At 42.5% G+C, this 19,797-nt stretch carries 36 protein-coding genes; 9 read left to right on the top strand and 27 right to left on the bottom strand.

Annotated elements, in window-relative coordinates:
* Positions 1–25: 25 nt before the first annotated feature.
* Positions 26–178, bottom strand: coding sequence for a hypothetical protein (locus V7L31_RS24365; RefSeq protein WP_334698648.1), 153 nt, complete (start codon positions 176–178; stop codon positions 26–28).
* A gap of 118 nt (positions 179–296) precedes the next feature.
* Positions 297–971: a DUF1997 domain-containing protein gene (locus tag V7L31_RS24360; RefSeq protein WP_334698647.1), complete on the bottom strand. Its 675-nt coding sequence runs from the start codon at positions 969–971 to the stop codon at positions 297–299.
* A gap of 178 nt (positions 972–1,149) precedes the next feature.
* On the opposite strand from V7L31_RS24360, the gene V7L31_RS24355 reads away from it, so the two are divergent.
* A complete protein-coding gene (locus V7L31_RS24355) occupies positions 1,150–1,806 on the top strand; it encodes an NAD(P)H-binding protein (RefSeq protein ID WP_334698646.1) in 657 nt (218 codons plus the stop codon).
* A gap of 40 nt (positions 1,807–1,846) precedes the next feature.
* Here the strand turns inward: V7L31_RS24355 and V7L31_RS24350 are convergent, their stop codons facing one another.
* The gene (locus tag V7L31_RS24350; protein WP_334698645.1) at positions 1,847–2,044 is read right to left on the bottom strand and encodes a hypothetical protein; all 198 of its coding nucleotides are present in this window, start codon (positions 2,042–2,044) and stop codon (positions 1,847–1,849) included.
* A 361-nt stretch (positions 2,045–2,405) separates the two neighbouring features.
* On the opposite strand from V7L31_RS24350, the gene V7L31_RS24345 reads away from it, so the two are divergent.
* Positions 2,406–3,116 (top strand): glycoside hydrolase family 24 protein, encoded by a 711-nt coding sequence (locus tag V7L31_RS24345; protein ID WP_334698846.1) that lies wholly within the window; start codon positions 2,406–2,408, stop codon positions 3,114–3,116.
* A gap of 416 nt (positions 3,117–3,532) precedes the next feature.
* Here the strand turns inward: V7L31_RS24345 and V7L31_RS24340 are convergent, their stop codons facing one another.
* From V7L31_RS24340 to V7L31_RS24315, 6 genes are all read right to left on the bottom strand, one after another.
* On the bottom strand, positions 3,533–3,946 hold the full coding sequence (locus V7L31_RS24340; RefSeq protein WP_442944482.1) for an ISAs1 family transposase: 414 nt from the start codon (positions 3,944–3,946) through the stop codon (positions 3,533–3,535).
* 901 nt (positions 3,947–4,847) lie between these two features.
* Positions 4,848–6,533 (bottom strand): ATP-binding protein, encoded by a 1,686-nt coding sequence (locus V7L31_RS24335; RefSeq protein WP_334698644.1) that lies wholly within the window; start codon positions 6,531–6,533, stop codon positions 4,848–4,850.
* The gene (locus tag V7L31_RS24330; RefSeq protein WP_334698643.1) at positions 6,533–7,105 is read right to left on the bottom strand and encodes a hypothetical protein; all 573 of its coding nucleotides are present in this window, start codon (positions 7,103–7,105) and stop codon (positions 6,533–6,535) included. Before V7L31_RS24330 ends, V7L31_RS24335 begins: the two co-directional genes overlap by 1 nt.
* Before the next feature lie 63 nt (positions 7,106–7,168).
* Entirely contained in the window at positions 7,169–7,822 is a 654-nt protein-coding gene (locus V7L31_RS24325; protein WP_334698642.1) for a hypothetical protein, read from the bottom strand.
* 95 nt (positions 7,823–7,917) lie between these two features.
* Positions 7,918–8,472: a hypothetical protein gene (locus V7L31_RS24320; RefSeq protein WP_334698641.1), complete on the bottom strand. Its 555-nt coding sequence runs from the start codon at positions 8,470–8,472 to the stop codon at positions 7,918–7,920.
* Positions 8,473–8,478: 6 nt separating this feature from the next.
* On the bottom strand, positions 8,479–8,871 hold the full coding sequence (locus V7L31_RS24315) for a hypothetical protein (RefSeq protein WP_334698640.1): 393 nt from the start codon (positions 8,869–8,871) through the stop codon (positions 8,479–8,481).
* A gap of 128 nt (positions 8,872–8,999) precedes the next feature.
* Here V7L31_RS24315 and V7L31_RS24310 point away from each other — a divergent pair, with 128 nt between their 5' ends.
* Positions 9,000–9,134: a hypothetical protein gene (locus tag V7L31_RS24310; protein WP_334698639.1), complete on the top strand. Its 135-nt coding sequence runs from the start codon at positions 9,000–9,002 to the stop codon at positions 9,132–9,134.
* Here V7L31_RS24310 and V7L31_RS24305 read toward each other — a convergent pair.
* Positions 9,120–9,506 carry a hypothetical protein gene (locus tag V7L31_RS24305; RefSeq protein WP_334698638.1) on the bottom strand — a complete coding sequence of 129 codons (387 nt, stop codon included), beginning with the start codon at positions 9,504–9,506 and terminating at the stop codon, positions 9,120–9,122. The genes V7L31_RS24310 and V7L31_RS24305 overlap by 15 nt on opposite strands.
* A gap of 14 nt (positions 9,507–9,520) precedes the next feature.
* On the opposite strand from V7L31_RS24305, the gene V7L31_RS24300 reads away from it, so the two are divergent.
* Entirely contained in the window at positions 9,521–9,709 is a 189-nt protein-coding gene (locus V7L31_RS24300; RefSeq protein WP_334698637.1) for a hypothetical protein, read from the top strand.
* 133 nt (positions 9,710–9,842) lie between these two features.
* Here the strand turns inward: V7L31_RS24300 and V7L31_RS24295 are convergent, their stop codons facing one another.
* Positions 9,843–10,076: a hypothetical protein gene (locus tag V7L31_RS24295; protein ID WP_334698636.1), complete on the bottom strand. Its 234-nt coding sequence runs from the start codon at positions 10,074–10,076 to the stop codon at positions 9,843–9,845.
* A 161-nt stretch (positions 10,077–10,237) separates the two neighbouring features.
* On the opposite strand from V7L31_RS24295, the gene V7L31_RS24290 reads away from it, so the two are divergent.
* Positions 10,238–10,474 carry a hypothetical protein gene (locus V7L31_RS24290; RefSeq protein ID WP_334698635.1) on the top strand — a complete coding sequence of 79 codons (237 nt, stop codon included), beginning with the start codon at positions 10,238–10,240 and terminating at the stop codon, positions 10,472–10,474.
* 276 nt (positions 10,475–10,750) lie between these two features.
* On the opposite strand, the gene V7L31_RS24285 is transcribed toward V7L31_RS24290, so the two are convergent.
* Positions 10,751–11,074: a hypothetical protein gene (locus tag V7L31_RS24285; RefSeq protein WP_334698634.1), complete on the bottom strand. Its 324-nt coding sequence runs from the start codon at positions 11,072–11,074 to the stop codon at positions 10,751–10,753.
* A gap of 77 nt (positions 11,075–11,151) precedes the next feature.
* Positions 11,152–11,334 (bottom strand): hypothetical protein, encoded by a 183-nt coding sequence (locus V7L31_RS24280; protein WP_334698633.1) that lies wholly within the window; start codon positions 11,332–11,334, stop codon positions 11,152–11,154.
* A gap of 177 nt (positions 11,335–11,511) precedes the next feature.
* On the opposite strand from V7L31_RS24280, the gene V7L31_RS24275 reads away from it, so the two are divergent.
* The gene (locus V7L31_RS24275) at positions 11,512–11,688 is read left to right on the top strand and encodes a hypothetical protein (RefSeq protein WP_334698632.1); all 177 of its coding nucleotides are present in this window, start codon (positions 11,512–11,514) and stop codon (positions 11,686–11,688) included.
* A 35-nt stretch (positions 11,689–11,723) separates the two neighbouring features.
* On the opposite strand, the gene V7L31_RS24270 is transcribed toward V7L31_RS24275, so the two are convergent.
* From V7L31_RS24270 to V7L31_RS24255, 4 genes are all read right to left on the bottom strand, one after another.
* Positions 11,724–12,335 (bottom strand): hypothetical protein, encoded by a 612-nt coding sequence (locus V7L31_RS24270; RefSeq protein ID WP_334698631.1) that lies wholly within the window; start codon positions 12,333–12,335, stop codon positions 11,724–11,726.
* Between the two features lies 1 nt (position 12,336).
* A complete protein-coding gene (locus tag V7L31_RS24265; protein WP_334698630.1) occupies positions 12,337–12,609 on the bottom strand; it encodes a hypothetical protein in 273 nt (90 codons plus the stop codon).
* 381 nt (positions 12,610–12,990) lie between these two features.
* A complete protein-coding gene (locus V7L31_RS24260) occupies positions 12,991–13,689 on the bottom strand; it encodes a hypothetical protein (protein WP_334698629.1) in 699 nt (232 codons plus the stop codon).
* 23 nt (positions 13,690–13,712) lie between these two features.
* Positions 13,713–14,135: a hypothetical protein gene (locus V7L31_RS24255; RefSeq protein WP_334698628.1), complete on the bottom strand. Its 423-nt coding sequence runs from the start codon at positions 14,133–14,135 to the stop codon at positions 13,713–13,715.
* Positions 14,136–14,150: 15 nt separating this feature from the next.
* Here V7L31_RS24255 and V7L31_RS24250 point away from each other — a divergent pair, with 15 nt between their 5' ends.
* Positions 14,151–14,336 carry a hypothetical protein gene (locus V7L31_RS24250; RefSeq protein ID WP_334698627.1) on the top strand — a complete coding sequence of 62 codons (186 nt, stop codon included), beginning with the start codon at positions 14,151–14,153 and terminating at the stop codon, positions 14,334–14,336.
* Positions 14,337–14,354: 18 nt separating this feature from the next.
* Here the strand turns inward: V7L31_RS24250 and V7L31_RS24245 are convergent, their stop codons facing one another.
* From V7L31_RS24245 to V7L31_RS24220, 6 genes are read right to left on the bottom strand one after another with little or no spacing between them, the layout of a single operon-like run.
* Positions 14,355–14,654, bottom strand: coding sequence for a hypothetical protein (locus V7L31_RS24245; RefSeq protein ID WP_334698626.1), 300 nt, complete (start codon positions 14,652–14,654; stop codon positions 14,355–14,357).
* Positions 14,651–15,040 (bottom strand): hypothetical protein, encoded by a 390-nt coding sequence (locus V7L31_RS24240; protein ID WP_334698625.1) that lies wholly within the window; start codon positions 15,038–15,040, stop codon positions 14,651–14,653. The genes V7L31_RS24245 and V7L31_RS24240 overlap by 4 nt, the downstream gene beginning before the upstream one ends.
* Positions 15,033–15,335: a UPF0175 family protein gene (locus V7L31_RS24235; protein WP_334698624.1), complete on the bottom strand. Its 303-nt coding sequence runs from the start codon at positions 15,333–15,335 to the stop codon at positions 15,033–15,035. Before V7L31_RS24235 ends, V7L31_RS24240 begins: the two co-directional genes overlap by 8 nt.
* Positions 15,332–15,763 (bottom strand): hypothetical protein, encoded by a 432-nt coding sequence (locus V7L31_RS24230; protein ID WP_334698623.1) that lies wholly within the window; start codon positions 15,761–15,763, stop codon positions 15,332–15,334. Before V7L31_RS24230 ends, V7L31_RS24235 begins: the two co-directional genes overlap by 4 nt.
* Entirely contained in the window at positions 15,763–16,176 is a 414-nt protein-coding gene (locus tag V7L31_RS24225; RefSeq protein ID WP_334698622.1) for a hypothetical protein, read from the bottom strand. Before V7L31_RS24225 ends, V7L31_RS24230 begins: the two co-directional genes overlap by 1 nt.
* Entirely contained in the window at positions 16,176–16,511 is a 336-nt protein-coding gene (locus V7L31_RS24220) for a hypothetical protein (protein ID WP_334698621.1), read from the bottom strand. Before V7L31_RS24220 ends, V7L31_RS24225 begins: the two co-directional genes overlap by 1 nt.
* 23 nt (positions 16,512–16,534) lie before the next feature.
* On the opposite strand from V7L31_RS24220, the gene V7L31_RS24215 reads away from it, so the two are divergent.
* The gene (locus V7L31_RS24215; protein WP_334698620.1) at positions 16,535–17,089 is read left to right on the top strand and encodes a hypothetical protein; all 555 of its coding nucleotides are present in this window, start codon (positions 16,535–16,537) and stop codon (positions 17,087–17,089) included.
* A gap of 3 nt (positions 17,090–17,092) precedes the next feature.
* Here the strand turns inward: V7L31_RS24215 and V7L31_RS24210 are convergent, their stop codons facing one another.
* Positions 17,093–17,785, bottom strand: a complete 693-nt coding sequence (locus tag V7L31_RS24210) for a hypothetical protein (RefSeq protein WP_334698619.1) — start codon at positions 17,783–17,785, stop codon at positions 17,093–17,095.
* Complete coding sequence (locus tag V7L31_RS24205) at positions 17,785–18,588, bottom strand: phage tail fiber protein (RefSeq protein WP_334698618.1); 804 nt, start codon at positions 18,586–18,588, stop codon at positions 17,785–17,787. The genes V7L31_RS24210 and V7L31_RS24205 overlap by 1 nt, the downstream gene beginning before the upstream one ends.
* A 45-nt stretch (positions 18,589–18,633) precedes the next feature.
* Here V7L31_RS24205 and V7L31_RS24200 point away from each other — a divergent pair, with 45 nt between their 5' ends.
* Complete coding sequence (locus V7L31_RS24200) at positions 18,634–18,927, top strand: hypothetical protein (protein ID WP_334698617.1); 294 nt, start codon at positions 18,634–18,636, stop codon at positions 18,925–18,927.
* Between the two features lie 32 nt (positions 18,928–18,959).
* Here the strand turns inward: V7L31_RS24200 and V7L31_RS24195 are convergent, their stop codons facing one another.
* The gene (locus V7L31_RS24195; RefSeq protein ID WP_334698616.1) at positions 18,960–19,241 is read right to left on the bottom strand and encodes a hypothetical protein; all 282 of its coding nucleotides are present in this window, start codon (positions 19,239–19,241) and stop codon (positions 18,960–18,962) included.
* A gap of 3 nt (positions 19,242–19,244) precedes the next feature.
* A complete protein-coding gene (locus V7L31_RS24190; protein WP_334698615.1) occupies positions 19,245–19,718 on the bottom strand; it encodes a hypothetical protein in 474 nt (157 codons plus the stop codon).
* Positions 19,719–19,797 lie beyond the last annotated feature (79 nt).

Genomic DNA, 19,797 nt, shown 5'->3' with positions numbered 1-19,797 from the left:
TGGTTACGGATAGAGTAGCTTTTTATTAATATAAGAATTTATTAAGGTTTAGTGTTGGCGATCGCACAAAATTGGTAGTTGTAGTATTAATGTAATATACTAAACCCCAAGGAGTTAAAGCTCTTTGGGGTTCTTTAGGAATGAAAGATAATTTACCAAAGATGATATCAGGAGTCACACATAGTTGCTTGAGATTGACTCTGCCAAGATGGTTTCAAGCCCTGAGAGTGCTGACTAGTGAGTAATGAGTAATGAGTTATGGAGATGAAAGAAATATAACTCCTGCCCCCTGCCCTTCACCGTTTTTGCTTGGAATTGGCAGCAAAGGGTATTTCTAAAGATTTATGAAAATCTTGCTGAACTTTGCGAGTTAAACGACGGGAGACTTGACGGACGATTTGATTAAGTAAGCGATCGCCTGTAGATTGAACTATAGACTTAGGTAATCGCTGAATAAACCGGGGAAAGTGAAGATAAACTATCAAATCTAGTTCCCATTCAACTCTTGTAACCTCACCAACACTTGTAGAAACATCGGTTTTGACTAACTGTAGAGATGCCCGATAGTCTACGTCATAACCAGGCGGTTGGTAGTCAGGAATAGGGATTGTACGGATGCGGTAAATACCCTCCTCTGGAGGCAGCAATTCCAAACCAATTTTTGGTTCTACTTCATAACCAAAAGAACCAAAACGACCAATTACTAAAGCATAGCCATTTTCCCCAAGTGATTGTACCTTCATAGGTTCAGCGCAGCGCGAAAACCACGAAGAGTGGGCGTTGAGATACTCAGCAACTTTCTCGACGGGGGCAGCCATTTCCATACAATCTTGATAACGACCGTAAAATTTTGTGAGCGTCGCTACATTTGTTTCTGTTAAAGTTTCCTTAGTTTCTTCTGGGGTGGACACTACAGGTAAAACTGCTTCCGTTATTTCCCAGGATTTATATTCGCTTTTTCTTGAAAGCATAAATGCATCACTGTATATTTTGGCGTTGGTCTATATTAATAATTCCCCACACTCCTGGGTCATTTCGCATTCAGAGCCAATTTTGACCGAAACCTCATTAATCTACCATCAACTCCATAGAATTACTAAAATAAAGAACTGAACAAGCACACAATAGTTTCCCAGGATAGCATTTCTCATGAAAGCATTTGTAGCAGGGGCAACAGGTGAAACAGGTCGCCGGATTGTGCAAGAATTGATCGCCCGGAACATTCCCGTCATCGCTCTAGTGCGGGATATAGAAAAAGCTAGGGGTATTCTGTCTCCTGAAGCCGAATTGGTAGTAGGTGACGTGTTACAACCAGAAAGCTTAACTGCTGCATTGGGAGATAGCACAGTTCTGTTGGTTGCTACTGGGGCAAAACCGAGCTTTGACCCCACTGGTCCTTATAAAGTAGACTTTGAAGGGACTAAAAATTTAGTAGATGCTGCAAAAACAAAGGGAATTGAGCATTTTGTCTTGGTTTCCTCTTTGTGTACTTCCCAGCTTTTCCATCCATTAAACTTGTTTTGGCTAATTTTGTTGTGGAAAAAACAAGCCGAAGAGTATATCCAGAAAAGTGGTCTTACTTATACAATTGTGCGCCCTGGGGGGTTGAAGAATGAAGATAACTCCGACCAGATCGTGATGCAAAGTGCAGATACACTGTTTGACGGTAGCATCCCCAGACAGAAAGTCGCTCAAGTTGCTATTGAGGCACTGTTTGAAGCAGATGCACGTAATAAAATTGTCGAAATTATTGCCAAACCGGAAGCAGCCTCAAAAAGCTTTAAGGAGCTATTTCAACAGTGCTGATATTCCACGGGATTCTATTCCCATCTCCAAAATGAGCGGCTTACATCTTCTCAGAAATTTGAATTTGGAGCGTTCGCCCTTGGTGTCTCGTAGAGAGGCAACGTAACCATCCCTTGATTCCACTCCTTAAAGCGATCGCTCTCTCTTTATAACCTACGGTGTACACAACAAGACCCGCAAGGGTTCCAACCCTTCCAGCCCCATCAATACCCAAATTTTGGGTAACTGGAAACTCCATTTATCCCGCTAATTTTTAAGACTAGTAGTCTGCCAAGGGAATTTTGCGTGGTGGCAAGCAGAGGGGCAGAGGGGAAAGAACTTGATACAAATCTCTCCTCTGCTCCCCTGCTCCTCTGCCGACCTCCTTGGGTTGGCGAACTACTAGGGCAACGAAAGCAAGTTTTAGGTGGGATTTCAAGACTTGTGTGTACACCGTAGCCTTTACAACAGACAAGCGATGAGCAAATCGGGAATAATAACTAACAATCAGGTGTGAACTTTGTCAGAATGAGTTCGTCGATGATTTTTGTTAGTAAAGAGAGCGAATTTGAAGGAGTCACACTCTGAAAGGCTTTGAATTCAAAGGTGTTGAAAAACTTATTGGCCCAATAGCCGCGCTTCTTGGCTTTGTATATTTGTTGCAATGGTATATTGGAGACTTGCGATCGCCTTCCGATCCCATCTTTGAAAATAAACAGCCGCCTTTGGTCATGAAACAGGGCGACCCCTATATCCGCGCCTTAATGCGAACCATCTCGGCAAGTGAGGCTAGTGGGAACCGTCCTTATTCGCTGTTATACGGTGGACAGCAAGTCAACGACCTCAGCCGACATCCTGAGATATGCGTCACAATTGTCACAGGCCCCAACACAGGTAATTGTTCTACTGCTGCTGGCAGATATCAAATTATCAACGTTACTTGGTATCATTTAGCCCCCCGTTATCACCCAAAACCAATGCAGATGATGTTTTGGACTGCTTATAGTTTTGAAGCGGAATATCAAGATGTAGTAATTTACCGTTGGTTAAGTGATTCTAAAGTTTGGGGAGTTGATATTTCTCAACTGTTGCGCCAGGGAAAGTTAAATGATGTTTTGCGGCGACTCTCTCCCACTTGGACAAGTCTGGGATATGGCTTAGAAACTAATTCTATTAGTAGTTCTTTGCCTAAGGTTTATCAGAAAATGCTGCAAGAGGAATTAACAGCAGCAAAGCAACCAACTCGCCCAAATTTGACACCATCTCCAACTTCTTCTAGCAAAGCAGTAAAGAAGCAGGGGAAACGCATCTTATTTACTAATAAAAACTAAAAAAGATTTAAAAATGATATATATCATTGTAAAAAGTGAGAAAATGATAAGCAAAACAAATACCAGATATTCAAAAAGTTAAATTAACTTATCTGAAGTTTAATCGCTATCTGTTAATAGTAAAAAAACTTATTTATTGGGTAAATAAAAGTATGTTTATCTGGAGATAAAGGCAAACTTTCACGTAAAATATTCAATTCAGTTTTTCATATATTAATTTAAGCTAATGCTCTTGTTAAATAGTTGTTATCTATCGCGGCGAGAAACTGTTTGTTTTTTATTCCACGTTTTACACGCTTCTCTTGACTTAAAAGATTGACTGCAATGTGCCGCAATACTGCAAAGTTTTCTGGTGCATTATTCTTTCTAATTCTAGAGTCATCTTCTCTTAAGGCGACATCTAATAACGGCAGTCGCTACAACGGGGGGAACCCCCGCAACGCGCTGCCTCTCCAATGTAATGAATTCTCAATTCCCCAATGACTGCGAACTGAATTGGCAAACTGTTCAGCATCATCCTCAAGACTACTGATAAAATAACGAGTTTCAACTGTTGTTTTACCATCCAATGAACGGACGGACTCTACCATACCAACACTATTTAATTTTGACCAGATCGAATCTGGGTCAAGCCGCGATTGAATACCAGATAACATTAGATAATGGCGAATCTCATGACGACCGTGCCCTACTTCTTCTGTTTTATAGGTACTATGTTGAATCTCCTGAAATCCTGTGCCTATCCCTGACTGGAAAAGTTTTTCAACTTCATTATAAAGATTACCTTGGTTCTTTTTTAAGGTAATCACAACAGAACTATTTCTAGACACTTTCCAGATTTGTGTAGTGCTATTTCTGCTAAATGTCGTAATTACAATAAAGCTTGCCGTCTCAAAAGCATAGGAAAATTTTGCAGCGAAGTTAGAGAGATTGTCCTTAGCCTTAATGCTCAGGGTGTGTATCCCACAGAAGGTCGCGTTTGTGAATTAATACCAAATCCGGGGTGTTTTAGATATAAACAAGTCCGCGCTGCTTTTAATGATGCACGACGTGAGTTTGGTTTGTAAGCTGTTATATGTAAAACTATAACAGCTCATATAACTGGAACCATAACCTTGCCACCCTTTATTGGAAGCATAAGCTTGCCGTTGCGGCAAAGTTATGGGTAAAGTCACAAAAAAGCCGCCAAGTGGCGGCTTTCCAATTATGGGCAGTACCAGACTCGAACTGATGACATCCTGCTTGTAAGGCAGTAGTGTTAAGAACTAGAAGCTTTATTAGGCAAGTGTTTTGAAGGGCGGCAAAAATTACTGAGCTAATTTTGTGCTAATTTTATTCCTGAAAAATTTTTCAGGAGGCGAACTTTTGCAGCAGGTCATTGCGGTTATGTTGGGCGATCGCTTTTGGAATTGCCGCACTTTAGTTATTCTGAATACAAAAGTTGATATCCCAAACTTAACCGCCTAACAAATTCTTCAGTATTTCGGTTGCCCCAGACTGGATTTTTATTATCAACGATCCAGTTAACTGAATTGTGGCAAACCTCGGTGTGACATCTCTCGCACGTTGGAAACCAATTTTTCCCCAGGTGATTGCCGCCGTAGTGGGTGTGGTGTAACTCGTTAAACTTATGCTTTAAACAGCAACAACACAAGGAACCATACTTTTCAAGAAACTGACGAGCGATCACACATTCTCTACTGTAGTTGTTGCCGTAGCGCACCGAGTAATCTAATTGCGGTTTAATAGGTACTCGTGCAGTAGTTCTACTTGTTTGCTGCTTGGCATGTGTCCCATCATTTCTTCCCATTTTTCTTTGATTAAGTCTGGTGTTGGCACTTTCCCCAGCTGGTCTGCCCAGGCAACTAAATCTTTGTGCCAGTCAGTTTGAATATCCTCTGGAGACGCTAAAGGAATGGTGAGAGGAAGTTGGTTGATTTGTAGCAAGCCTTTTGGCTTATTGCCCTTTTTCTTGAACTGCTTGTAAGTGTGGTGGGTGGGATGTATGGCTAAGGATTCGGGAACAGCGCCACTGACAATGCAGCTGTAGGCTAATTCATCAACGTGTTTTTTTCTGGGGTCATCCTTTTTCCATTGCTTGGCTAACTGTCTTGCAGTGGCATTGAGAGCTATTAGGAGATAGTTATTCCTCATTTGTGCCGAAATATTTAAATCATTGGCGTTAGACGACTGGTTTAAGGCAATGAATATAATTTTGTATTTTCTGCCTTCTGAACCTAATCGCCTTAACGCTAGTTCAATAATTTCTTTGTTTGAGAAGCTATCTAGGCAGGCATTGATCTCATCACCAAAAACAATAATTGTCGGCTCTAAATCTAGCTGCTGTTTGTTAAGTTCTCGCCGGGAATCAAGTAGCTCAATTAATAGGATTAATTGCTGTTCAATTAGCGGGAAATCAGATATGGCGTGAATCCCTAGTTCACCCCACAAGATATTGACATTGGCATGAGGGTCAAGAGCCAAAACTTGTGCTGGCTCATCTTTGGTCAACCACCCTGCGACCCAAACAGCAACCGAAGTTTTACCACTTCCAGAGTTACCAGCAACAATAATCCCGACGGCATCATCAACTAAATCCCGCCAGTCGTAGAATTCAAGCTCACCCACTTTTCCGGGGCATAAAGCTTCGTAATCTATTTCTTCGGTCAACTCCAAAGAAACAGAGACAGCCGATAAAAGCCTATTCGCTTCACTCCTGTGCTTTGCTTCTTCTGCCTCTAATTTGGCTATCTCTGCCTTAAATTTAGCCAATTGTAGCAGACGCTGATACTCAGCTAATTGATTTTGTTTTTCAGCCTGTTCTCGGTCAAACTCGCGCTCACCTTCACTCTTATCCTTGATGCGAGTAATTTGGTCGTTGCGAGTTACCCGATCTTTTATGTACTCGGTTTCAACAGCGATTTTATGTGTAGTGATTTCACGCTGTTGCTCGTTGACTTGAATTTCTTGGTTTAAGTCAGTTTTGAGTTGTTCAAAGTAAGCTACAAACTCTCGCTTGTAGCGTTGTAATCGCTTTGATGTTAGCAGTGTACTACTCGACAATAGAATCAAACTGCCCAAAGCCCAGTTTTTAGCATCAGGATTGGTAGCCGGAATTGTTCGTAGTCGCGTTGCTTTATCAGACAGAATAAATGTCCCTTGCGGCTGAAAGCGTGGGTTGGTTGGAACATAATTTTCTTGTCTCCAGTATCCTTCTGGGATAATGTACTGCTTGTCTTGAGTGCAATACTTAGCGGCGCGATTATTATTTTTTTTGGGCTTGAAACAAAACTCAATCACATCATATTTAGTGCCAGACAAAGAATAGACTGACAATCCCAATCCCGTCACAGACAGAGCGATCGCCAGTCCAGTACTGAATTGATTCTGTTGTTTGAACAACTTCAACCAATCCATCAATATCTCCTAATCATCTTCCAAAGAACTGGTAATAAGGCCAAACCTAAAGATGCTCCCATCACAATCTGTAATTGCAAGTTGATAGTCAGCCCATCGGTAGGCTGTACTTTGATTTCGTAGTTTTTTACTTCAACTTCAAAAGCCTGGATCGATTCGTTGGCGTATTGCATAAGCTGTCTGTATTCCTTGGTTGCATTCCATGAAATACCAGCAGAAGCTATTAACTTACTACAGCCAAATACTACTCGTGGAATATCTCGTACTTTGTACTCACTCGAAAGGTCAATCCCTGCCTCACCAATATCAATCATGGCGGGAATTAACCCAAGGGAGAATCCCAGTAATCCTGCGCTCATTGCTCCTAAGCCAAAATCAATGGCTAGGAAACATAGGGTTATGTTGGCAGAATTGGCAGTCAATGTAAGTAAAAAATTACGAATTAATGTAAACGTCGCGCAAGCTGACAGGTAGTCTTTTTCTAAACGGTTTAAATGATCTTGATATTCACGAGGTATCTGATTTGCCTCAGAGTCTTCCTGCTGGTCTGTAACGTCCGTGTCAAGTAACATTGGTTTATCAAGAAGAAAATTATTAGCACCCACTGCAATCTGACGTGATTGCAGTGGGTTTTATTAAATACCTAAAGCATTGCGTAGTCGCTGAATTATCCCCATTGGACTTTTTACTTGAGCGGCGTAATCCCGTTTGTGAATCAGAGATAAATCGGCGTTGTCTCCATGCTCTAAAAGATGTTCCGCCACTTTAAGCTCGTAGCTTTGATTTTCTTGCAATTGCTTTAGCTGGATGCGAGAACCCTGCTCAAGCAGGCGAACTCGTCCTTCAACATCCTGAATTACCATATCCGCGAACAGTTTGGCGCGGTTGTAGTCAATGGCCCAGCTATGTCGCCCTATCTCCATCTCAAGTGAGGCTTTGAACTGTTCGCGCAGTTCATCCATGTCATTCAGATATTTGATATTGGCGAAACTAGCTTGACGTTTGGCTTTTTGAATATCCACCTCAGCCTTACTGCCACTGGCAACAAATTCACCTAAGAATTTATTCCATTCCTGTTCATTGGTGATTTTGGTTTTCATCGTCTCAATAATGGCTGGCATCAATGTAGCCGCCATTTTGCCCTCTTGATACATCGACCCCAACTTTTGCAGTGTGGCGCGATCGCCTGTCAATGCCTTCTGTAATTCCGCCACAGATACACCAGCAACCCTTTGTGCGGCTTTACCTGCTCTGGTGTTGGTTCTGATACGGGTTTTGATGTGCTTCATAAAATATTCTTTGAGTTACAAACAACAAAACTGGAGTCAGTAGCAATAACAGCAGTAGGTTGAATTTATGCTGTTGGCGATACTCTGCTACTTGCTCAACTAGGGACTTTGAAGAGGCTGAGAATTTCTGCTTCTGAATCCCGAAATTTATCCCTCGCTTCTTCTACACGGCGGGAGAATGCGCGTGTTTTGCCGCTAAAGTGTTCGTTGCTTTCTTCTAATCCCGCAATTAAATGAGTTTCAACCTGCTGCATTATGTCATCAGTCTGTCGCTTGTCTTGCTCAATTTGGTGGTCAACCCAAGCGATGATTGCAGACTGAATGCGGGTTTTGAGTTCGGCGCGATCACTTATTGCCCAGTCCATTTTTTGGCTGATTGACTTAATCTGCTCAATCGGCAAGCTGACATCTAAAGTTGATGCGACTTGTTGAATCAAGGTTTTCTTCTGAGCGTGACTTAATTCCCCTGCGCCTGTTGGAACCATCTCGGAAGATGCTGATAATTTTTCCACAATCACTGACATCTGATCTTCTGTTAACTCCTCATCATGGTAATGAGTGAAAATATACGTTCTAAGTTGTTCGAGAGTGAATTTTTGATTTCTGCTTTTTAGACGAGACTGAATTGCTTTAATTTGATTCTGGTTCATAACTTCCTACGCAAATAATTTGTACAAAACTTCTCCAAGCTCAGAAATGGAGTAAGTACCATCGTTGCGGTAATTCATGCCCATACTTCTGAAAACCCGATAAAACTTATGCTTGGAAATTGAAGGATATTTTTTGTAGATGTAATCCTTGATAACCGCGCCCTTAACTTCACCGCTCAAGTCAGTGGCAGACTCTACTACTAAATTCAATACATGAGATGTGATCACCTTCCTTGGTGCGATCCTTTTGCACTTAGCGACAAACCGCAAATTCTCAACAGTGAGAGGCAATCGCGCAGATACTAACTGATTTTTTAGCTCTTGCCATTGGTAAGCACGGACTGACTTCCCTAAGCAAGTTTCATAAATTATTCTTGTTCTCTCCTTCTGTAGGGGCATATTCTCTCCTTTTTAAAAATTCAGTTGTAACTGACATTTAGTACAACTTCTTATGCTGTAAGCGCTGTGAACAATTACAAGAGATTTAATCAACACTTAATGCAAGAAAAGTTGCAGTGCGCTGCTAGATGCAGTTTTTAGTGGCTGTGCGGTGCAACGGTGCAATGAAAGAATTTATAGGTGCGGATGCTTTGCACGATATGCAGGTAGATAGTGCAACGATGGATTTAGAACAGATAATGCCACTTTCACGTAAAATCTGAGCAATCTTGAGGTAATTCAGGATGAACTGCACAAGGTAAATAATTATTAGCAGAGTAATAAATACACCCATTGCAGTGATGTCTTGTTTCTAGTTCAGCAATCATTTCTTCTACTTTGGCTTCTGCTAGCTTGTCTGACACTGCTTGAGAAATTGCCGCCACGCTGATTGTGCATAAACCAATAATTCCAGCATTACCTCCATAAGCCACCATCTTTTCAATAGTTAACTCATGAGGTTTTAAGGCATCAGCAAGCCGTGTAATTACTTTGCCTGATAGTCCTAGTATTAGAACCCCAGCGCCTATTGTAGTTACGGTTAATCCCAGTCCTCCGAGTGAAAGGGCGACAAGGCTAGATAATTTTTCACGCATACTTCTTACGCCTTGTGCGTTTAGTTCTCGTTGGTAGTACAAACCAAATAACTGCCCAAAATATTAAAAGCGATCGCAGCAAGAAATTAACCCAAGGGCGTAACGGAGTTTTCCAAAATATCCACCAATGGATGATCCAGTGTGCAAACTTGGAGAGTGGAACCGTGTCACGCAATGGCATTTCTTTTTGGAAATTCCGATAAGTCAAATGATGTACGTTCCGACTCCTTGCCCACGGGAATACGACACAGTGATATTTTGTCAATACGTGGCATTTCTTACACTTTTCGCGCCATTCATCTGAATTGATGTAGACATAATACTGAGGCGATCGGCTCATGCTTTTGCCACCTCAGCCAGCGATTGAGTTAGTACTTTGGCTGCTTGCAATAACTTGTCCGGCTCCTCTGCGCTTGATGCAGCCGTCAACAACAGATCGTTAGCCTCATGTATTGTGTCAATGAGTTTGTTGATAATTGCTTTCTGGTTTTTAATCCTGGCGATTAATTCGCCTTGGTTATAAGCCGGATTGCTATTGAACTGGGTTTCTAAATCCTTGATGGTGTCCATACCCCTAGAGCCGCAGCTAGGTTAACAGAAAAAATCTTAGCACAGCCTGCATACTAATGGGATACTAATGCAGGTAAATAATGATAAATTGAAAATACGCACCGCAAAGCAACCCCCTAGTACCCCACAATTAATAGAGATTTATGAAAGCAGCAGAAAAAATGCCCAGGACTAAAACAGAGTCAAAGGTAAGGGTAGATGTGTATTTGCCGAAGCCTTTAGTAGAAGAAATCCAACGTGTAGCGGCTGCCGATGGCTGGACAGAAGCCGAATTTTATCGGTTGCTCGTCCTTGATGGGCTGTCTGTGTATTCCGAAAAATCAAATAAGCGATTAATAAATGAGCAGATGAGGAAGAAGCGTAAAGCCCAGGAGGAGGCTGATGACAGCAACGATTGAACCAAAGTTTCAAGTGAGTGATCGCAAAAAGTGACTTTTCAAGCAAAAACCTCCTGAAAAATTTTTCAGGAGGTTTTTGATGTTAGAACGATCTGTTATTTTTTAGCCCGTGACAGTTCCGGCGCTGCATCCTCTAAGTGCTTAATCGTCTCTACAGGATTTGGTCGCTGGCGATCCATCCATTGGGCGATCGCAAGTTCGCGGAAATTGGGGATAGGAGGTGAGAGCGATCACCATAATACAGAACCCGGCTTATGTCCTGCTCCTAAAAAATTTTCAACAACCACTTTCCATTGGATCGTCTCTGCCGATGCCAAGCGATCGCAATTTAACTCTGATATCTTCCCAATCCTGTCCACAGTAGTAATATTTTTTGGAACGCAAGTCTGCTAGATAGTAACCGACTTTTCCACCATTAATTTTAAATAATTCAATTACAACTTCTTTTTTAGTTGTGCCAAACATGAACTCAATATCACCATCCGGCAAATTGAGTGGGTTGTAAAAAGTTTTACCATTTTTAAAATGCCAGTAAGACCTTACGTCGGTAATTTTGCGCTCAATGAGTCGATATCTAATGGGATGAATTATCTTTTCCATCTAAGCCTCCGCAAGTTAAAATTAGAATAGAGAAGGAAGCCCCCAAGGGTCAGTTGGGGGCTATTTCAGGCTACGGGTTAGCTTTCGCTTTCCTTGTCATCAATATCTAAGTCGTCGATCACGTCTTGTCTATTGATTTCTTCTTTCTCTCCGGTGACTGGATCTTCTTCAACCCATTTGTTGTCCTCGTATTGAAAGAGTCGGATAGCGGGCATTTCTGCCTCGTCTTTTCCGTTAGCCTTGTGAGATGGATCTGACATTTACCTCCTTGTTTGAGGGGGTGAACTTTTTCCCTCATGTCTTAATTGTATACCGTGGGGACATGGATGTAAAGGGAATTTCGCATAAATAATTTTGTATTTTTAGCCATTCACCATCAACAAACTCTACACCACGGGGACGTGGCTTTGATGTAGAATAGAGGTAATTGGAGGTGAATGATGCAAAAAATACGAAATAATCAAGGAAAATTTACTACAGACAGAGCAGAGGCGAGAGACGCCAAACTAAGTTTGAGAATTGAACCATCTGTTTTAGAACAGATTCAAGCTATTCCAGATTGGCAAGAGAAAGTGCGATCACTGCTCTATGAATTCATCGAGACAGAGCAATGATAATCGGTCAATGTTTATCGCTCCTGAAAAGTTTTTCAGGAACCCTCCTGCAAAACATTGATCGCTTTCAAGTTATGATGCGGATTTGAAAGCTCCCCTTTAATCCTCTGTTCTAAGAGCAAAAGCCAGTCTATATGCTCTATCTGATTTTGCCATGAAAGTTTAGAATTCTTGCTGATATGAATAAGTGAAAGCGGCGCTAGGGCAACACCCGCGACTGCACGACGGGGTGCGAGTTGTCGAAGCGCAAAACTTTGGGTAAATCCTTCGAGATCCACATCCCAAACACCAATAGGAGTAGCACTCCCATTGCGGAAGACGCGCCAGACTGCAAAGCGATGCGTAAGTGCAGAATTATACTGATTGTCATGCGATCGCAATCTGAAAGGGGTTCCGTTGAATTGCCCAGCCATTTCTGCTTGCAAGTCGGGGAGATAATCCAATGTGATGAGGTAATCGCACTCGCCGTATATTGAAGTGATGCGGTAGGTGCTAAGTCCCCCTGGCGTGGTGCGTTCAATTCGCAAAACGGCGCAATATTTCCCATACCATCGCTTGATAATTTTCGGTGAAGTTCTGCGCTTCTTCTTCGGTTTGAATAATTGCTCAATCCATCGCTGTAGTTTTGTGAGCCAATTAGCTGCCACATTAGTCGCGCCCCTTCGTCAAAAAGTGGCCAAAAGCATTCGCCAACGCATCCGTCGGCAATCCCAAAATTCCAGCTATCAGCACAACACAGGGATAGAAGATTTGGGCGTTTAGTTCGCGGGAGGCGATCGCAAATTCAATCTTCCCTCCGTTGTTGATTTTGAAGGAAATATCTGTTGATTGGGCTGCGATTAGGGTTGTCAAGAAAAGTGCGAACAAATAGGAGTAACCCTTGCCAAGGCGAGAATCATTTTTGGGTGGGGTGATAGCCATTGTTTTTGGCAAGTGGTTTACCTATTCAAAATTCCCCAGTAACTTAGGCGTATCGGCAGAGGTAGCCTTTGTAGTGCGAGCGCTTGCCACGGGCGACTCTGATTAAGCTGGAATGATCCAACCCAGTCTCCTTGCTGAATTTAAAAATATTGGTGACTGCTAATTCTTCACCTTGCGGTGTGGTTACGATGTAGTCCTTGGCTTTTCCTCTAAGTGCAAGGCGCTTAACGCGGATTTCTTCGGGTTCATTAACAAGACGACACAGCCAGCCTTTGTAGAGTCACGCTTTTATATTGAAATAATTATACTATAAAATAAAAGCTCAAATCTATACAGAGTATAGATTTGAGCTTTTTGAATATTTGATTTTATTCTCAACCTTTACGTCAAAGAATAGCGGGTAATTGTGGGTGAACCCTGTCCCATTAGGGAAAAAGTCACTGTGCAGATCGCAGAACTTTGCAGTGACTTATCTAAGTTCATCGCCACAGTAGCCCCTTTCAAGCCATCACCTACGGCATAACCTGCGGGTGGTGGATCTTGCTGCCAAACATAGACTTCACGCCCTGAAACAGCATTACTTGCAGCAAAGAAGACGCGGCGAAAAGCTTCATCGCTGGAAAGTAAATTCGCCGTCCAAGGAAGTTCCCAAGATTGTCCAGTTATCGCGCCATCTTTATAGCCAAGGGCATCTTCAAAAACTAGCACATCAGCCCGATCGCTATTCAATTTTGCACTCAATTGCGTACCACCTAATAAGCGCAATTTCGCCACGTAATTAGCTGTAGAACTGCCCGTTAATGCAGTAGTGGTGGGTTCAACATGTAGAACAGTATCACCAAGTTTTGCATCTTGAGTTAAATAAACCTGTAGCTTGTCAGTGCCATTATCAAAGGTCAAAGGTGTGCCACCTGCGATCGCTCCTGTCAATGCAGTTACGGTGATGCTAGTTGCAGCGCTAGTTATACCACTAGCGGCGATCGCTGATACGTCGGTTGGCTCGGTGCGATCGCCCAGTGGCAATAAAGCTACATACAGCTTTACCTTGTTGCCTGCACCGACTTGAAAAGTTTTACTCATTCTGATCTCCGGTTAAATCGGAATCAGGGTTCCCTCACCTGCCAATCTTTAATGAAAATCTTGCACTGTTCGACGGTCAAAAGTTTGTCGTTCGCTGGCATTGGGCTAACTCTTTCTATTAAGTAATCAGTAGGTAAATCCCCACTCAAAAGCCCAATTACTTCTACCAAACTTTTATTTGTATCCCATTGCTTGAGGTGAATTTCCCAGCTATTAGTGAAGGTGCGATCGCCCCCAATATTCGCGCTCACATCAGGATATGGCTGTTTGATTACTACTTCTAAGCCTGAAGTTTTTGTGCCGTTTTCTGGGTAATTCCAGCCTTTGTCGGGGTCGGGGAGACAGGCGATCGATGGGGCTGTGGTGCGATCGGGAAAGGTGTAAGTTCCTAGTGAATCTTTCAATATCACCAACACGTCGGCTCGTAAAATAAGAATATCAATCATCTACTTAATTGTTAAATGTTTATATCTCAAGCCCAGGCTAGTAGATTGTGGGCGATCGCATACAAAGAACTTGGCTTGCGAGAGCGTGAAGTAAGGGCGGTATTTTTGGAATTTGGCGTTACTTCTACAACAATGATTGTTGTGAGCGATTACGACAAAGTTATTAGCAGGCTAAAAGAGTATGCTGATGCAAATTTTTGATGGTATATGAAAAATTTTTCAGGAAGTGCGTTCCTGATAGTCAAAGCACATCCGCTCCCACAAATCCTCAAATATCTTTTCGATTTCCTCTACTGACTGGAACTTAGAAACGGCTATGCAATAAAGCTTGAGATTTTTTGTAAATTGCACTTCTGAGTCAAGCACTTCTTTGCCTTCTAAGTTGTAAACGTAGATATTCAAAAAATATTTTGTGCCAATAACGTCATAAATTCGCTTTTGCAGCAAGAATTCGGCAGCACGAAAGCCAGTGTTTTTGTACTTTGTGTAGCCTGAATTTATAAAGTCTTTTGGTGTCATAAGAGTTTATTCAATTGCTGCTGCATAATCCCTGCTGCATCGCACTCTTGCAATCCTACTTTTGTCCACGGTCTAGGAGGGAGTTCCGTACCGTTTTTAGTAGTTGCACCATCATGGACGATCGCGGCATAATCAGCTTCCCAGGTGTACTCAGCAGCATTAGCGGTGCGGCTAATTACCAGAGAGTCGTAGAGTTCACCAGTATCATAAATATCTCGTGGAGACGACACTAAATCCTTATTCTGACGGAGGGTTTCACGCGGCCATTCCCAGATGTCGGAGGCGATCGCATTTTGAAATGAATCAGCAAGCGCATCTACGGAAACATCGAAAGCTTTATTGATAATGGAATTTAACTTGTTTGAGTCGATGTTGATGTTAGGCATTTTCTATATCTTCTTCTAATTCCTCAACTGTATTCACGCCTAAATCAAGAGGTATGTTTTCCGCTCTCAAAAACTGTTTTGCTTCCTCTAATGAAATGCCAAGTAGTTCTGCAAACATTCCAAGAGATATCTGTCGTTTTTCATAAAGCTCAATAGTCGTGGTAGTTCTCGCAACCCAATCTTTGATCGCGTTGAAAGGTGTGTACCCTTCTCCCGGATGTCCTTTCCCTGGATGGATATAAGTTTTATAGGATAGAACGCTATCGTATTTTGCTGTTGAAAGGTGGAGATTCATAATATTCTCAACTTATACAAGTTATCTACAATCTGCCGCGTGCAACTACCAATACAGTAAGCTAATTTCTCTTCATTCTCGTCAATTTGCGAAGTCAATATCAACTGATTGGTTAACCGAAGATAGCTAGTCGCCATGTGAACTGCTTCATGGGATATGCACTCGCTTCCAAGTATTTCTTTGCAAAACAACACATCCCCTATTTTTGGTGCTGTGATTCGCTTCTCGCCTTCATGTCTCTCGCGCCATAGGGGAATAGTGAGCGCTCCATATCCGCCATTCTTATCCTTATCCCAAGGCGATAATTTCGCGCCAGCTTGCCACATTTCGGTTTTGTCTTGAAAGATATGAATGTGATAATAGTGGCGGAAATCTTTGATGAAGGGGTTGAATTTTGCGGGGGTAACTTTGATTTTAGCAAGTGGCATCAGTTCCTCCGAAATATCCCCCGAATTGGTGTAATCGCATCAATCGCCATTGCAACAACATAAGGGGACTGCACCACAGGTAGTAGCTTAAATCTCCCCGTCTCTGGCTTGCCAATTGCCACATTTATTTCAATGTCCGCTTCCATCAAAAATTCAATTCCTTGGGGGTAAACTTGCGGCTCAACTAAATACCCTTCTAGCAGCACTGCATGGCCGTCAGCCCCAGCAAATTGCTGAATTTCGTCAGCGTAACGCGAGATTGTGCTGTACTCTGTCGGAGGCTTGAGAACCGCTTTGATTATTAGAGATTGGTAATTAAGGGAGCGGTTGCCGACAACGTTGGTGGTGTATGTGCCGTCAGCAACCTGGAAGGTGAGAGTGGTATTTTCAAAACCAGAGAAGGGAGAGGACATTATTTTGACTGATCCGGCTGATGAGTTCCAAGAGTTCCTTCAGTTGCTCTACGTTCTCTTCGTGATTTAAGGCGTTCGATGCATTTGTCTAAATAGTTCAGAGCATCAATATTTTCTTGAGATTTATAGCCTGAATTTTGAAAATATTCCAATTGACTAAAGCAAGCCTCTAAGACTTCAATCAAGAAGGCTCCGTTTCTTCCAGCAATGTTTATCGGGCCTCTTTGCCATGAAATTGTGAAGCCTGTACCAGTTGACACGCCTCCATCATGAGTTCCATCGTCGTTTGTCCAGTTTTGGTTAATAACAATGATTTGATCTGAAAATAGTGTCATACATTAACCTCGCTTAATAATCAATGAATCAAGAACCAGAAGGTTTATACGTTGAGTCGCATATCGACCCAGAAACGCTTAAACCAGTAATAAAAATTACTTACATTGGCAAACAACTCTTTATAACTGCAACAGATGCTACAAGAAAAGCGATCGCCATTATCAATGCTGCTGCTTATGCTGAATCAGAAGGGGCATTGTTTAAGGCGCTAGCCCCAGATGTGCCCAAAGGGTTTGGTAAACCTAGCAAAGATGTACAGATGGCAATTATGGCATTAAGGTTAGTGAGAGAAAAACGCCAGCCACTACCTGCTGACGTGAACGCCATTTTTGGATTCAATACACAACAACCTTTGGTGGAAATTGATTATCAACAGTTTAAGACTACTCTCTATCTGGATGATGCCAGAAATCATGCAGCAGTATTGTTGCAAGCATCAGAAGCAGCTAGGTTTGACGCTTTCTGGTTTAAGTTTGGCAAAGAATTAAGCATGAACGAAAGCGAAATTCAAGGGGTGATAAATGAATATCGAGTCTATAAAGAACGGTATTCTATTGAAGATTTGTTTAACCTGTGAAGTTCACCCCGCAGAATAAACAGTGAAGTTTCCTGACACCACAGTGTAAACCCTCCCTAAACCATCACTAAATTTGAGTGTGTAACTGAGTTCCACCTCAGAATCGGGAAAATCTTCTGTGTCCCCTGGCTCGATCGCAAAACTGCCCATCATCGTTTCAATCTTGGTAGTTGGGTCTACCACTGGATCTGTTTGATGAACATTAGTTTTAACAATTGGTGCGGCTAACAGATCGTCTTTGCGCTTGGCTGTGAATTCAGCATCAAGTCCAGTTAGCTTTTGCCCCTGAATCTGAAACGACAGAGGGGTTAAGTCTCCTTTGACCAACCTTGACCCACTGAACGCGGGTGCAGATGATCCTGGTTGCAACAAAGTACTTAAATCAGCCCGATACAGCGAACCTTTGGGAGGGGCTGCGGGGGAGACATTGAGGAAGAATTTTACTTGAGACTGGGTGACAGATGCGATCGCTCCTGCGGGAAAATGCAATTTCCGCTTGAGTGTGCCGGATAAGTTGGAGGTGAAGGCAATGCTGTCAGGTCTGACAGATCGTTTTTTACCCAATGCCCCTACACTGGCAGTTGTGGTGGAGGCGATCGCTCCCGGCTTGCCGAAATCTTTGCGAATTTTGATTGTGGCAATATCAGCAGTAGTGGTGGAGGCAACTGCACCTGATGGAAAATTTAGCTGTGCCATTAATCAAGAGTGATGGTGAGGGTATTGGCAGGGATAGCAGGAATTGTACCCGCACTTATTACTTGAGTGGCAGTTAGCGCGTATCTGCCAAGGTAGTTGCCTCCAGTGGTGGCATCGAATAATTGCACGTGAGTAACCGTACCCTGAGAGCCTGTAGCCTCACCAAAGTTTATATCCAAGGCGTTTACCTTGCTGCCAAGGGTAGCGATGGGGAAGTTGTTAGTGTTGTTGGTCACACTCACTCGTGCGTAGCCGTTGCCACTAGGTTCTGTACCAGCTACGGCATCTGTGGGGCTACTGGTAGCGTAAGCGGCATACAGAGCAGTAATCACATTGAATGGGACGTTACCGAATAATTGGTTGAGTAGCGCATTCTTCACGTAATTACTCAATCCGCCGGTTGCAAACTGCACTGTGAGACTGCCAACAGGAATTCGCATTGCATCGCCCACGGTGATATTGATGGGAGAGGTTAGGGGAAAATACACCAGCATATTGCCACTGGTGGGGGAGTCGAAGACTGCGATCGCTTGCACCAAGCCGTGATTGCTGGATGCTTCGCTGAACTGAATTTCTGTGGCGTTGGACTTGATTTGGTTCGCTGTAACAGCAAAATTTGTGGTGTTATTGGTGACGGCGATCCGTTGGTATCCGCCAGAGTTGGGTTCTGCACCGGGGCCAGTTTCGCTTGCGACACCAACCATGTAACCAAAATACAGTGTATTGGGTGTGCTGTAGGGCACACCACCGAATAATTGATTGAGTAGCTGTGCTTCGCAAAAATCGCTTAAAGAGCCTGACATGAGTATAATTTCTTGCAAGAAACTTCATTGCAATGATTCCCTTTTATGGACAGAAATCTTCTAAACTCTTTGCCAGACAACTTTGAGAGATTTTCAAGCACAGTAACTAAACTTCACCAAGAAGATTGGCACGGTGGATATCAAACACTCTGTGTCTGGCGCGGCAACGAATTTATCTTCGAGGTTTGGTACTGGATTGGCGATCATGATTGGCAAGAATTCTTTAATAAACTTTGGTATAAATCTGGATTAAATCATCAGCAGATTTATAGAGTTATTGGGTGTGTTGCTAGGTGCGTACAAAGAGAAGAAGACTTTGCTAAAGTTAACCGACATTAGTAATAAATAGAACCTAAAAATTTTTTCTTTAATTATGTATTTTTAACTGAGTTTTGAACCATTGGGCTAACTGCTGTCGTAACTTGCGATCGCACATCTATTGATTTGCCGGGGTCAAACAGTATCGTTAAAATAACTTCTTTCCCAGAGTTCGCCGTATAATCAGCATCTTGCTCTCTTGGAATAGGTAAATATTGCTTAACTTCCTCTAGTATTTGGTATGCCTGAGTAGCATTGATTCGGAAAGCGTTAAAAAGCTCAATTACGCCTGATATCACAACATTTTTGACATTTAAAGGCTGGATTTTTATCATAAATTAGCTCCTCAACAACATCCCGCCACCTCCACCCATTGAATCTGGGCTTGGTGGTAAACCCAATTGATAGCGCAATTTCTCAATCAAGTCATCACTTTGTGTAAACATTCCTGCACTTCTAGAACCCGTCTCCCACTCCAAAACATCAGCTTTTTTGAGCGCTGAATTGACAGACGATCGCTCATTAACAATTGCTCTCTCTACGGCTTTAAAATCAGTCATAATTTGTAAAACTTGATTGACCAAATATTCAGACTTCTGCTCAATTTTATCTAGCCTCTGCCAGATATCATCTTCTTGAAAAACCAATGGTACTGGGCGATTTTTCTGGTATTCAGTGGGTGTTAGCGTGGCATCAAAGCGGTAGAAGTCATTGGGTGAATCGGCGTATTGCGATCGCATCTGGTCAGTGCGTAACAGTGCTTCATTAAGAGCAGTGAGAATTTGATAGCGTTGTTCTAGAGTGAATGGCATATCTTTAATGAGTATTGATTTTGCGCCTTGGGACTTATTCGCCACTGGGGAAGTTATTCGCCCAATAGCTATTCTTGAG

Source organism: Nostoc sp., assembly GCF_036916655.1.
Classification (GTDB): Bacteria; Cyanobacteriota; Cyanobacteriia; order Cyanobacteriales; family Nostocaceae; genus Nostoc.
The sequence above is the reverse complement of the archived record's forward strand: the minus strand, read 5'-3'. Positions and strand labels throughout refer to the sequence as shown.